Raw genomic sequence first — 13431 nt, 5'->3', positions numbered from 1 at the left:
TTAAGATTTGAACTTGAAGCATAGTCGTCACTGCGGTGAACATTTGGACTTCCGGCCGCTGTTGTCCCCAGATTTCTTTATCCAATCCGCTGTTCGCGGTGGAAATCCGGTGACAAAGGCGGTCGCTATCGCTCCTACAGTTCCAAATTTCCCCTCCGTTTCTTTTCGCTTTTCGTTGATCTCTTTAGTGTGTAAATCAGTTCTCTGTATCTTCCACGCCCAGATATTTAAGTGCCGTCAGGGCATATACTTTCGCGCATTGAATGATCTGCCAGACCGGTGCCTTCTCGTTAAAGTTATGAATCGTTGACAGCTCGGCCGGGCCGTATTGCAGTACAGGAATGTTATGCGTCCGGAAATGGCGGGCATCACTGGATGCCCATTGCAGCACCCCGTAAGCTTCTTCTCCGCTGACTTCACAGATGCTCTCTACCAGATCGCTAACCACCGGCTCCTCATTCGAGGTCCAGTTGGCATTGCCCTGGAAGCCGAAGCCCTTCACCTCAGACTCAATGCCTGCCTCCAGCAGCAGGGAACGAGCACGGTCAAGCACATCGCGGTAGTCTACGCCGAACGGTACACGGGAATCGACCTGGATCGTGCAGCGGTCCGCCACCACGTTAACCTTGGTTCCGCCCTGGATCGTTCCGATATTCACCGTCACATGATCGAATACCTGATAGGCGATCGAGCCGTCCTGTTCGCGCTCCTTCACATAATCCTGCGAGATGCGGATAATCTCCTTCACTTCATCGGGAATATCGACTTTGATATCCCACAGACGCTGCAGGGCCTCGATGCCCTTGGCCGCTTTGACAATCGCGCTGTCGCCGACGACCGGCGACAGGCTGCCGTGGCCCGGCGTGCCTTCGACGGTGAATTCGAACCAGCAGCTGCCCTTTTGCCCGATCGTCGGGTTCAGCGGGCCTGACGGCTCGGCGATAACTGCTGCCGTTCCGCTGATCAAGCCGCGTTCCAGCACCCAAGGCACACCCAGATGGCCGCCGGTTTCTTCATCCGGCACGATCAGGAGGGACAGGTCGCCTTTGAGCGGAACGCCTAGCTTCGACAGCAGCGCTGTCACATAGATCAGCCCGGCCAGGCCTGCCTTCATATCGGAAGCCCCTCTGCCCAGCAGATAGCCGTCAACGATATCGCCGCAGAACGGATCGAAATCCCAGCGCGTGCGGTCTCCGGCAGGCACGACATCCGTATGTCCGCAGAAGATCAGGTTTTTGCCGGACGGCTGTTCAGCCCCTGTACCCAGTGTAGATACCAGATTCAGCATCGTATCGGTTGCCGGATGGATACTTGTATCAATGCCGGCCTGCTTCAAATAATCAATGATAAAAGCGCTGATCTCGCGCGAATCTCCCGGCGGATTCTCCGAGGGGAAGCGGATGAGCTGTGAGCACAGCTCCAGCAGCTGATCCTGCTCTGCATCAATCGCCTCCAGCACTTTGCTTTTCCAGTCAGTCATGGTTGAAGTTCTCCTTTGCATTCCCCGCTGCCTTCCCTGCGGCTGGCGTGGGGCTTTATGAATTTGATAAAAAGAGGGACAAAGCCAATGGCCCGTCCGCTCTCTTTTAGCCAAACCTGCTTATTCTGTAATCGATAGCGGATAGAAACGGATAACTTCATCCGGATAGAAGGCGTAGCCGCTGATCTTGTTGCTCATGCCGACAATACGGTTGTACTCGTACAGATAAGCCCAAGGCGCTTCGGTCGTAATGATTTCCTGTGCCTGCTCATAGAGTGCCGTCCGTTTTGCAGTGTCTGTCTCCAAGTTCGCCTCATCCCACAGCTTGTCTACTTCAGCATTCGAATAGTTGATGTAGTTGGAAGAGCCTTTGCCGTACAGCAGGAAGCCGAGGTGATAGCCTGGATCATTGACGAATGATGTCCATTTGGAGATGTAAGAGGTGAGATTATTGGTCTTCTGCTGCTCCAGGAACTGGGCGCGGGCCAGCTTGTTGATGTTCATGGTTACACCGATTTTGGCCAGCTCCGCCTGAATCAGGACCGCATCATCCTCCCAGTCATCGAACCCGGAACCAAGCGTGAAGTCAAAGGTGAATCCGTCCGGATAGCCGGCCTCTGTCAGCAGCTCTTTAGCTTTATCCAGGTTGTGCTCGTATACGTAGCCTGCATCGGTGAAGCCCGGCGTGTTGCTCGCCACAGAGCTCTTCATCTGCTTGGCCTGGCCGTACATTACCCCGCTCAGCAGCTCATCATAAGGAATCGCATAGTTGATCGCCTGACGGACTTTTACATTGTCAAAAGGTTTCACCTTGTTGTTCATTGCGAAGAACAGAATCCGGTTGCTCGCATTGGAGGCGACGGTCAGATCTGTGTTGCTCTGCAGGGAGGCAACATCCTTCGGAGGAATCTCAATCGCCATATCTACATCACCCTTATCCAGCAGCAGTACGCGGTTAGAGGCTTCTTTGGTGAATTTCAGGGTTACTTTGCTGAGGTTAGGCGCACCCTCCCAGTAGCTCTCATTAGCGGTGAAGACAGCTTCGGTCGCCGGGTCCCACTTCTCAAGCGTGAACGGGCCGGAACCGGCAGCATTCGTTTTGAGGTAGTCTGCGCCCTGCGCTTCTACAGTCTTTTGGTCCACGATAGAGAAGGTGTACATAGCAAGAATCTGCAGGAAATTATGATTGGCATTAGTCAGTGTAACTTCAACGGTGGAAGCGTCTTTGACCGCAACGGACTTGATATTCGCCATTCCATAGAGGAAGCTGCCGGAGCTTGATTTAGCCACACGGTCAAAAGAGTACGCAACCGACTCGGCATCCACCGGATTGCCGCTCTGGAAGCTCACGCCGGATTTCAGCTTGAAGGTGTACACCGTGTTGTCGGCGTTCACTTCCCAGCTCTCTGCCAGCATGGGCTGAATGTCTTCGGTGTTGGCGATGCTTGCGCCATTTTCGGTTTTGATGCCGTAGGTGACCAGCTGATCATAAGCGGCAAGCACGAGTGTATCGGAGGTCAGATCGTTAGCTTCTGCAGGGTCGAGCGTAGTGCCGCCCTCGGAATAAGCAACCGTCAGATTTGACTTGGCAGCAGGAGCAGCCGTCCCTGTAGTTCCTGAAGCTGCTGTAGTAGCAGCAGGTGTCTGCGGATTGGCGCTGCTGGCGCATCCGGCAAGCATGACTGAAAAAGCGACGAGTGTGGACAATAGTTTAACTCTTTTCATCAGTAGTTCCTCCCTTTTCTATATCCTGCCTGCACTGGTAATACTGGTGCTGCTTGTGATCATCCTGCCGCAACCGCTCCGGCAAGCTGTGATCTATATTTACCGGGATACTGCGGAGCTTCGGGGGAGTGATCCCCCGCTCCGCCTTATTTACCCGAGCGCAACCGCGGATCAAGAACGTCCCGGAAACCGTCTCCGAGCAGGTTAAAGCCTAAGATGGAAGTGGCAATGGACAACCCTGGAAAAGTAACCAGCCACCATTGCCCGGAAATGATGTATTCCCGGCCTTCTGAAATCATCGCTCCCCATTCGGCAATCGGGGGTCTGACGCCAAGTCCGAGAAAGCTGAGACTGGATGCGGTCAGGATCGCGAAGCCCATCCCGAGCGTAGCCTGAACCATCAAGGGAGCCAGGGCGTTCGGCAGGATGTGGCGGTACAGGATGACTGTATTCTTCACGCCGATCGCCCGGCTTGCTTCTATATACTCCTTCTCGCGGAGCGATACGGTCTGCCCGAACATCAGCCGGGCAAATTCCGGGATGCCGACAATCCCGACGGCGATCATCGCACTGCTGAGACCTGCACCAATCGAAGCGGCAATCGCCATTGACAGGACCAGTGACGGGAAGGACAATAGTACATCCATCAGCCGCATGATGATGGTGCCGGTACGGCCGCCATAGTAAGCGGCAATTCCTCCGAGCGGCACACCGATGACAAAGGAAATCGAGACGGCGATCAGGCCGGTCCAGATACTGATCCGCGCACCGTACAGTACCCGGCTGAGGATATCACGCCCGAAGTTGTCGGTTCCGAACCAGTGGCTGCCCGAAGGTGCCTGGAGTTTGTTCGCCATATCCGTTACATAAGGATCATGCGGTGCAAGCCAGGGTGCAATAATGGCTACCACGGTCCAGATCAGAATAAAGGTTAACCCCAGGGCAGCCAGACGGTTATGCAGCAGCAGGGACAACAACGTTTTGGGTTTTGCCGCCGCAGCGGGTTTGGCCGGACTGCCCTGTGCTGAATGTGCTGCAGTGCTCACAAGCAATCTCCTCCTCTCACACAAGCTGTTCTATTCATAGCGGATTCTCGGGTCAATGAAGCCATAGATCAGGTCTACCGCCAGGTTAATTCCGCAGTAGAGCACGGCGCTGACCAGAGTAAAGGCTTGAATCGGCGCATAATCCGCAGCCAGAATGGAGTCAGTGACATAGCCGCCGATTCCCGGCCAGGAGAAGATCGTTTCCGTAATGACCGCTCCGCCCATCAAAAAGCCGAATTGCAGACCGAGAACGGTCAAGGTTGGTATTAGTGCATTGACGAGCGCATGCTTGTAGATGACGGCTGATTCCCGCAGCCCTTTGGCCCGGGCGGTGCGGACGAAGTCCTGATCCACGACCTCCAGCATGCTGGAACGGGTCATCCGGGCGATGATCGCCATCGTGCCGGTACTGAGGCAGATAGCCGGGAGCAGCAGATGCGAGAGGCTGCTTTTGAGTGCAGCGGTATCGCCTGAGAGGATGCTGTCCAGAACATACAGCCCGGTGATATGCACCGGCGGATTCAAGTCTCCGCTGATCCGTCCCATCGGTGCCGGAGCCCAGCCGAGGATGGAATAAAAGACGTAAATGAACATCAGGCCCAGCCAGAAGATCGGCACGCATGCACCTATCAGCGAGAACACCCGTGAAATGTGATCCAGAAACGATTCTTTGCGGGTAGCTGCGACAATCCCGACGGGAATGGCCACCAGGACCGCGATCAGAATGCTGGCCAGGGTCAGCTCAATGGTGGCCGGGAACCGCGAAGCTAAATCGCTGGCTACCGTATGTCCGGTGTGATACGCGTAGCCGATATTGCCTTGCAGCAATTGGCCGATGTAAGTGAAGAACTGGATATACAGCGGCTTGTCGAGCCCCATATCCTGACGGATCTTGTCCACAATCTCCTCCGGAGCCTGCTCTCCGGCCAGCATGATCGCCGGGTCACCCGGCAGCACTCTTGAGAGAATGAAGGTGATGACGATAATACCTAGCAAGGCTGGAATCATCTGCACAAGTCTTTTTAATGTGTAAGCAAACAATGAATCAACCCCCTTACGGCTTCTGTGCCATCCATGCTGTGACATTCTTGTTGACGGAAACGCGCTTCCCATGTCAGGTACTGTGCGGTTTCTTTGTCCTCTTTAGTAGTTGTGCTAATTCTACATAGAATTTGACCACCACTCTACGTCCCGTTCAGCTAAAAAAAAGCACAACCGTTTGTCGATTGTGCACTATCAACACCTCTATATGTAACCTTTCCTAACATGCAATTCCATAAAAGTTCCAGTCCCGCCTATTTTTCCTGCAGGTAGTAGTAAATCAGGCACAAATGGCAGACGAACTGCTCGCGCGGATCGTTCAAATCGAAGCCGGTAATATCGCGGATTCGCTCCAGCCGGTATTTGACCGAGTTGCGATGAATGTACAGGCTGTTCGCCGTCTCAATCAGGCTGCCCCGGCACTCCAGATAATGATAGAACGTCAGCATCATATTACTGTCATGCTCCTGGTCGTATTGCAGCAGCTTGCCCAGCTTACGCCCGAACAGCCGCTCGAAGCCCGGACCGCCAAGGCCCTCCAGCAAGTGGTATACCTCCATCTCTTCATAGCGGGTGACACCGCCTGTACCTTGTCCGAGCCTTCTGGAGATAGACAAGGCTTTGCGCGCTTCGTTGTAGCTGGTGTGGATGTCCCACAGGTATTCCGAGGTGCCAATTCCGCTTCTGTAGCTGCTGAGGCCTTCACTTTTGTCCTTCAGCCAGCCCTCCAGCGTCTTCTCCCAGGGCTCCTGTGCATCTCCCCCCGGCGTGAATTTACGGCCCTCCTGCGTGGGCAGGAACAGCACAGCCCGGCTGGAACGGTACTCTACGTGAGGGGTAACTCCGCGTTTCTTCGCTTCCCGCTCCAGCAGCCGGTTCACCGTTTCCTCACTCGGCGCTGTCTCCCCTTCGATTACAGCAACCTCCCACTTATGCTCTGGATTCATCCCGAGCTGGCGTGCCCGCCGCTCCACTTCATGCCGCGAAGGCAGTGGCGGAGTCAGCAGCTCATCAATGAAGTTGCCGCGCAGCCGGAACTCGGTATCCTCGGCAACCTTGCGGCGCATCAGCTCCAGGGCAAAGACAAGCCGGGCCTGCTCGATGCCCACTTCCTCCATATCGTCCAGCTGCTCCTTGTCCACCAGCAGTCTGGCGACGGTCCGCCGGTCCACGTGAATATTCCAGTTCAGCGGCGACTCTCTCTGTGACCAGTCGAAATCAGCCGGCGAAGACACAATAGTCTTCCGGTCGGTGTCAACAAGGGCAACCGGCGCTTTCAGAAAATCAGCGACATTATCGCTGACCGCCTGAATGCCGCTGTTCTCCAGCACCATTGTTGTCAGCGTGCGGTAGACCTCCTCCGCACGGCGCAGCAGCATCGCCTGGCGTCCGAGCAGCAGCTCCATCACCGGCTGGGTGATATCCGTATACGGAATCTCCGGCGGGATCTCCACAATCGGCAGACCGCAGGCATTGCTGGCCTCGATCGCCCCTTGGGGGATTTCCTTCAGGAAGCGGGCCGGCTTAATCGCCAGCGCCGCTGCACCCAGATTGTCGAGCGTATAGATCAGCTCCGTCAGCAGTGAAGGATCATGGCGGATGGAATACGCCGTAGTCAGCAGCATGACGCCTTCACTGATCCAGCCCTTCAGATCCGGAACCTCCATAATATCTACGAACCGGACCACCCGGTCCAGCCCCTGCTGGCCGCTAATAACCTTCGCTTTCCCAAGAACAGAGAGCTCCATCAGCTCCCTTAGAGTAATTCCTCGTGTATTCAACATTCTGCCTCCCTCTACTGTCTTCAGTATTTCATGATTTTTCCTGAAATATGCCACCCGTATGCACCCGTAGCCACTCGTATGCCACCAGCTTACATTCGCATTCCCGATAGTTTATCAGACATTCCCGCCCAGCCACAGGAAAAATATATAAAATTGAAGATATTTTTTCGGATTTATACGAAGGTGTGGGAGGGAAAGCACTGGTTAACAAGGTGATCCGATGACTGTGAATAGGACGCGAGTAGTACGCAAGTAATATGCAAATAAGACACAAGTAGGACGCAACATATCCTATTGAACAAAGTAACTTATCTGACGGCTACGCCCGCCTCTATGAGGGGTACGCGTGAAGCTGGTGAGAAATGGCCGCTATTAGACGGGTGGGGCATTAGTGCTACTCGTTCCGTGCTGGAGGCCACTTCTGGTGAAATGAGAGGGAGGTATACCTTGATTTGGTGCTGCTGGCGATATCAGAGGGATTCGTACCTTTGATTTGGTGCTAACGGGCTCCTTCGGACGAAACCAAGAGCACTTTTGCCCCTCATTTCCACTTCTAGCCTCCTTAGGCTGAAATCAAGGGCACTTTTGCCCCTCATTTCCACTTCTAGCCTCCTCAGGCTGAAATCAAGGGCACTTTTGCCCCTCATTTCCACGTCTAGCCTCCTTCGGCTGAAATCAAGGGCACTTTTACCCCTCATTTCCACTTCTTTCCATCGGGGCGGAACAGAGGGATTTATACCTTTAATTTGGTGCTGTGACCCACTTTCGATGGAATTAGAGGGATTTATACCTTTAATTTGGTGCTGTGAGCCACTTTCGATGGATTTAGAGGGATTTATACCTTTAATTTGGTGATGTGAGCCACTTTCAGCGGATTTAGAGGGATTTATACCTTTAATTTGGACTCTGGTGCTGTGAGCCACTTAAAATGTTTGCTACTATACTTTCTGTCTAGTGCCCGAATGTCCATTTCAGTATGTACTTAAAAATCTGCGCACTCTCCTGCTTCTCATCTCTTCACCTTTCCACTCACCTCCACCTCCATACTCTTCATTGCCCACTATCCATACTCAATTTTCATTTTCCAATTCTCAATTTCCACTTCTCATTCCCTCCTTTCTCATTCCCTCACTTTCTCATTTCCTACTTCCTCACCTTCTCACTCCCTCACTTCCGTACTGCCTTACTTCCTCACTCCTTACTCACTTACTCACTTACTCACTTACTCACTTACTCACTTACTCACTTACTCACTTACTCACTTACTCACTTACTCACTTACTCCCTTACTCCCTCACTGCCTTACTCCCCACTCCCCACTCCCCGCAGCAGCTCAGAAACACCCTGCTATAGCAGCCAGCCAAATCAGCTACACAAAAAAACGTTCCCCGGACCTACATCCGGAAGAACGCTTAACTATATTTCCTGAATTACTATACTTCGTACTTCCAAGAGCAGATTTGCACTGCGCAATCAGCGCCGCACCCCCCCAGGGAAGGAAGCCGCCGCAGCAACCGCAGCGCCAAGCGCAAGGATCGGATCAAACGCACGGATGCCGAGCTGTTGTTCCAGTTCCGCCGCCAGCCCGATGGTGGCAAACCCGGTGCAGGCGAGGACTATGGCCTCCGCACCGCGCTCCACCAGCCGGGCTGCTCCGGCAAGTGCGCCTGCCCGTCCGGCAGGCGTACCCAAATCAAGTGTGGTCGTTACCCCATCTGGCCGGTCCATGCCGAGGTAAGCATCGCCGAGAATGCTGCGGATCAGCGGCGGCACTTCGGTCAGAATCGTCAGCACGCCGATCTTATCGCTGTATGCCAGCGACATATGGGCTGCACACGAGCCTGCGCCCAGAACCGGTACGTTCACTGCCATCCTTGCCTCCAGCAGCGCCGGATCTGCGGCACAGCTGATGCCGATGGCCGTACAGCCCTGCTGCTCCAGTTCCCGGGCCAGGCTGATAATCTTCGGCACTGACTCCGCTTCGGTCTCGTCATTGTATACGCCCTGAGGCTGATCCGGAATGCAGCGGCTGATTACCGGCAGGCCATACCGGTGTTCAATCAATTCTCCGTGCAAATGAATTGCAGACTCCTCTTGCAGTGTAATTACACGTATAATTCCAAGCATCCTTATCTCCCCCTGGTCAGCCATTGTTGGGCGTTCTGAATATCCTCACCATATACTTTTGCTTCATCCCGTACCGCGATAACCCTGACAACAACACAGCATCCGCGCAGCCTAGAGCAGTTCTCCTGCACGCATAATCAGCTTATCATCAATATATACTTCCGGCTTCATAACTACAGCATCAATATGAACGCCAGCCGCTACAACCCCGCCGAACGTATTATTGCTGCCAAAAGCGACATGGATGGTCCTGTAGACCTTCTCATCCTCCAGCACCACACCTGTAATTCTGGCCTTGTTGTTTGTACCAATGCCGAACTCGCCCAGGAGCCTGCCGTCACCGGCACCTAGCATATCCAGAAGCCTGTCACCGCTCTCGCCTTCTGCACTAATTAATCGGCCCTGCTCCACTGTCAGCACCATCGGGCTGTTCAGCGCGCCAATACCTGCAATCGAACCGTCCACCTTAATCTGGCCGGTGGCTGTACCTTCCATCGGCGCAATATAAGCCTCGCCCGAAGGAAGGTTACCCGATTCGCCCGGATTCAGATATAATCCGGTGCTCAGCACGCCATCCCGGCCCTCAATCGAAAAGCTCAGACTCAGACCATCCTTCTCCACACGAACCTGGCTTCCCTCAGACAGCAGCGCAGCTACCTGCTCCGTTAATGTCTTCACCTGCGCATAGTCCGCAGTGATCGCGCCATGGCTGAACATGTCATCTGTCATGCCCGGCATGGTCGCCACCCGCGTTCCCGCTGCGGCTGCCTGCTTGCGCGCCGCCGTATGTGTCATCGAATGTGTCGTAATGCATACTGCTACATCCGCTTTGGCCATAGCTTCGGCAATCGGAGCCGGCGGCTCCTCGCCGGATTTGCTCCTTGCCTGCATAATCAATAGCATCGATTCCGCCCCGAGCCGCTTCCCTGCTTCATAGACGGATTCGGCAAGCTCCCGCTTATCGTCATCGGCCACTACAGCCAGCAATTCACCGCTGCCAAGCCCCAGACAGTCCTTAAGGACATTCATGCTGATCAATATTCGTTGCTCACTCATTATACTTTCCTCCCGGTTACACCATTTCTGCTACCAGCTTGCCCATGAGGGCATTGGACAGCACGGCAGGCACTCCTGCGGAGGCCGCCCACTGTCTATGCTGCTCCACATATCCCATGCAGTCAAGCACAATCACATCCGCCAGGTCCCTCAGACGCTCAGCAGCCGCTCGGAAATCCGCTTCCGTACCGGTATACGGAGAAGCAGCTGCAAACGGCAGCCTCGCTCCGGCTCCCGCGAATTTCTCATTCATGCTCTCTTCCTGCTCGGGCAGGGGACCTATAAGCCCCAGCCTGCGTCCGTCAAGCATCGCCATTACGACCGGAGGGATAATCCGGTCCGGTTCAATCAGATGGGCCTTGGCCGTATGAAGTCCCGGAAAAACACCGGTACAGGCCAGCAGAATCGTCTCAATTCCAGCAGCTTCCATAGCATCAACCTTCCCCTGCAGAACTGACTTTATCCGTTCACGGGAGATCACCGCAGCTGATCCGTCCGCCATACGGGTTGTAAGCACATACTCCCCAGGACCAGGACTATAGAATTCGCGTACCTGATCAGCAGTGAACCCGTCAAGCACCCCGGACTGAACCAGTCCGGCCTTACCTTCCAGATACTTCTCAATAATCGGCGCAACATCGTTCCTGGGAGCTTGTCCGATCGTGATTAACCCTATATTTTTACTCATCTTACTCCCTCCCGCTTCTCCATACGGATTGAAATCATGGCAACTCATGCCTGTATACATTGAGCAGGCGCTGAACCTTGCTCAGCGCCTGCCATTATTCCGTTCTATTCCTAGTGAGAGGTTACAGCCGGTTTACCCAGCGTCTGCAGCACTTTCATCGAACCGTACAGCTCGGTAATCTGTGCGAATTCAGCTTCGTTGTAGAAGGAGCATATGCCTTGAGTGAACTCTTTGGCTGTCTCAATGGCAAAACGCACCGCCTGGGCGATATCAATCTCATGGCTTGCCCCTGTACCGCAGCCGGGCACCATGGACTGGGCAGTAATCGCCAACCCTACAACGGGAGCCGAAGTCGCTACTGCGGGCTGCAGGATGGAATTGATATGATATAGTCCGTTACCGTAAGGAGTAATGTCCTGCGTAGTTACCGGAAAAGTTACCGGATACTGTCCTGTCGTCATTTCCTTGATCCGCAGCAGATCCTCACTGACCCGCAGAATGTACCCTTCTTTGACCGTAGGTGAGATTGCAATGCCTTTGTGATTCACCACACGGTTGCCCTTAGTCGTATCAATAGAAATAATCGCTTCCATCTCCGGCAATACCTCATGCTCATTCATCTGCAGGATATCCACCGGGGAATCCATGAAATCAACGGGTTCATGCGGCAGTGTCGGAGCATCCGGGCAAATATGAGTCGTAACCAGGACGTCACCCTGCAGCACATCCCCTTTGGTTTGCATGTTTGCCAGCTTCAGTGCCGCAGCGATTGCCGCCACCGCTCCGTCTGCATCAGAGACAATGCCGATCCGGCTGGGGCGCGCCCCTATGCCGCCAAGTCTGCCGACAATTCCGAAGGTTGGCGCGCTTCCGCCTCCAAGCTTGCCTTGACTGCCCGGAATGGTGATTTTGACGAATTCCGTACTGCCCTTTTCACCTTCCACTTTCTGAACCTCAACCTTAACCGCAGGATATGCTGCGAATAACTGCCTGACCTGCTCACCATTAACATAAGCGCTGTCCAGTGCGTTCAAAACTGTAATCGTCTGATGAAGTGCCATTATAATTCCTCCCCGGATGCATGCTCATGATTGTGATGTTTGAATTCATACTATCTTAAAATTCGAAACGTCCACAATGTACCGCCCTGCCAAAACTAAGTTGTTTTTCTTGTCCTTTGCACATAAACCTTACGCGCAAGGTACACTCTTCGGCCTTTCAGCAGCATCCGGCATCCATTAAACCCCTAAATTCCCCGCTCCATATCATACAGAAATATAAATAAAGGTTAATTATTCCATATTGGCGAATTACAAGAAGGTTACACATCATCAAGTTATGGAAGAGGGTTACTACATGAAGCAGGAACAGACTGAGCATCAAAAAGAGCTCCAACATATCATCGATCAGGAGGTTCTGCTGTCCGGATTTTCGGGGACGGTACTGGTTACGCAACACGATCAGACCCTCGCAGCGGCTGCTTGCGGACAAGCCAACGTAGCGGAGGAACGGATCAATCAGCTTAACACCCGCTTCGGGATTGCTTCCGGCAGCAAACTGTTCACAGCAGTAGCCATCTGCCAGCTGGCCGAGCAGGGGAAGCTTTCTTTTGACGGCAAGGTGCTGGAGGTCTTACATGAGCAGAAGTTCCCCTTGTTCAGCCCCGAGATCACGGTTCATCAGCTGCTGACGCATAGCTCGGGCATTCCGGATTATTTCGATGAGGAGGTTATGGACGACTTCGCAGCACTGTGGAAGGACATACCGATGTATACGCTCAGGCGACCGGGTGATTTCTTGCCACTATTTGCAGCCCTGCCGATGAAATTCACTCCCGGCGCTCGTTTCCACTATAATAATGCGGGTTATATCATGCTTGGCCTGATTGTCGAAGCGGTCAGCGGAATGAATTTCACGGATTATGTGGAGCAGCATATTTTCCAGCCTTGCGGGATGAAGGATTCCGGTTACTTCGCCATGGATACCCTGCCGGCCAATACAGCTCTCGGTTATATCGACAGTGAGACCGGAGAGAATATCAGCAACATCTACTCCATTCCGGTAGTGGGCGGCGGCGACGGAGGTGCTTTTGTCACGGCAGCTGATATGCAGAAGCTGTGGACATGCCTGCTCGGGCACAAGCTGCTGCAGCCAGAGACAACTGCCCTGCTGCTCACACCGCATATTCATGAGGATGAGGATACTTACTATGGCTATGGAGTATGGATTACGATCCGAAACGGCGGAGTGTTAAAATACCATCTCATGGGCTCCGATCCCGGGGTCTCCTTTCGCTCAGCAGTCTATCCGGCAAGCGGCGTAACCTTCACCGCTCTCTGCAACCGCAGTAGGGGGGCTTACCGGATGATGCAGGTGGCTGAGAAGAACCTGCTGCTGGATTAGCTGCGCGCTCAAGCAGGAGCCCCGTTCTTCCACGGGCTACGGGCTACGGGTTACGGGTTACGGGTTACGGGTTACGGGTTA

At 53.8% G+C, this 13431-nt stretch carries 10 protein-coding genes; 1 reads left to right on the top strand and 9 read right to left on the bottom strand.

Annotated features, from left to right (window positions below; genetic code table 11):
• Window positions 1-196 precede the first annotated feature (196 nt).
• From NSQ73_RS09675 to NSQ73_RS09635, 9 genes are all read right to left on the bottom strand, one after another.
• Window positions 197-1480, bottom strand: coding sequence for a M20 family metallopeptidase (locus NSQ73_RS09675; protein WP_039300304.1), 1284 nt, complete (start codon window positions 1478-1480; stop codon window positions 197-199).
• Window positions 1481-1600: 120 nt separating this feature from the next.
• Entirely contained in the window at window positions 1601-3205 is a 1605-nt protein-coding gene (locus tag NSQ73_RS09670; RefSeq protein WP_340986269.1) for an ABC transporter substrate-binding protein, read from the bottom strand.
• A 146-nt stretch (window positions 3206-3351) separates the two neighbouring features.
• A complete protein-coding gene (locus NSQ73_RS09665; RefSeq protein ID WP_039300310.1) occupies window positions 3352-4251 on the bottom strand; it encodes an ABC transporter permease in 900 nt (299 codons plus the stop codon).
• Window positions 4252-4281: 30 nt separating this feature from the next.
• Window positions 4282-5292, bottom strand: coding sequence for an ABC transporter permease (locus NSQ73_RS09660; RefSeq protein WP_171716738.1), 1011 nt, complete (start codon window positions 5290-5292; stop codon window positions 4282-4284).
• Window positions 5293-5546: 254 nt separating this feature from the next.
• Complete coding sequence (locus NSQ73_RS09655) at window positions 5547-7073, bottom strand: PucR family transcriptional regulator (protein WP_340989247.1); 1527 nt, start codon at window positions 7071-7073, stop codon at window positions 5547-5549.
• A 1476-nt stretch (window positions 7074-8549) separates the two neighbouring features.
• The gene (locus tag NSQ73_RS09650) at window positions 8550-9203 is read right to left on the bottom strand and encodes an aspartate/glutamate racemase family protein (RefSeq protein ID WP_340986268.1); all 654 of its coding nucleotides are present in this window, start codon (window positions 9201-9203) and stop codon (window positions 8550-8552) included.
• Between the two features lie 111 nt (window positions 9204-9314).
• A complete protein-coding gene (locus tag NSQ73_RS09645) occupies window positions 9315-10259 on the bottom strand; it encodes an aminopeptidase (protein ID WP_340986267.1) in 945 nt (314 codons plus the stop codon).
• Between the two features lie 16 nt (window positions 10260-10275).
• On the bottom strand, window positions 10276-10947 hold the full coding sequence (locus NSQ73_RS09640) for an AroM family protein (protein ID WP_171716741.1): 672 nt from the start codon (window positions 10945-10947) through the stop codon (window positions 10276-10278).
• A gap of 110 nt (window positions 10948-11057) precedes the next feature.
• Window positions 11058-12008 carry a DUF1177 domain-containing protein gene (locus NSQ73_RS09635; protein WP_042138693.1) on the bottom strand — a complete coding sequence of 317 codons (951 nt, stop codon included), beginning with the start codon at window positions 12006-12008 and terminating at the stop codon, window positions 11058-11060.
• A 295-nt stretch (window positions 12009-12303) separates the two neighbouring features.
• On the opposite strand from NSQ73_RS09635, the gene NSQ73_RS09630 reads away from it, so the two are divergent.
• Window positions 12304-13350: a serine hydrolase domain-containing protein gene (locus NSQ73_RS09630; protein ID WP_340986266.1), complete on the top strand. Its 1047-nt coding sequence runs from the start codon at window positions 12304-12306 to the stop codon at window positions 13348-13350.
• Window positions 13351-13431: the final 81 nt, after the last annotated feature.

This window comes from Paenibacillus sp. FSL R10-2736 (assembly GCF_038000245.1).
In the GTDB taxonomy this organism is placed as follows: Bacteria; Bacillota; Bacilli; order Paenibacillales; family Paenibacillaceae; genus Paenibacillus_AQ; species Paenibacillus_AQ phytohabitans.
Note: the sequence above shows the minus strand (reverse complement) of the source record. Positions and strands in the feature narration are given on the sequence as shown.

What these genes read in the sequence shown, in the direction of transcription:
- NSQ73_RS09670 (WP_340986269.1), bottom strand. Translation starts at nt 3,205, where the DNA reads ATGAAAAGAGTTAAACTATTGTCCACACTCGTCGCTTTTTCAGTCATG.
- NSQ73_RS09640 (WP_171716741.1), bottom strand. Translation starts at nt 10,947, where the DNA reads ATGAGTAAAAATATAGGGTTAATCACGATCGGACAAGCTCCCAGGAAC.
- NSQ73_RS09645 (WP_340986267.1), bottom strand. Translation starts at nt 10,259, where the DNA reads ATGAGTGAGCAACGAATATTGATCAGCATGAATGTCCTTAAGGACTGT.
- NSQ73_RS09650 (WP_340986268.1), bottom strand. Translation starts at nt 9,203, where the DNA reads ATGCTTGGAATTATACGTGTAATTACACTGCAAGAGGAGTCTGCAATT.
- NSQ73_RS09675 (WP_039300304.1), bottom strand. Translation starts at nt 1,480, where the DNA reads ATGACTGACTGGAAAAGCAAAGTGCTGGAGGCGATTGATGCAGAGCAG.
- NSQ73_RS09630 (WP_340986266.1), top strand. Translation starts at nt 12,304, where the DNA reads ATGAAGCAGGAACAGACTGAGCATCAAAAAGAGCTCCAACATATCATC.
- NSQ73_RS09635 (WP_042138693.1), bottom strand. Translation starts at nt 12,008, where the DNA reads ATGGCACTTCATCAGACGATTACAGTTTTGAACGCACTGGACAGCGCT.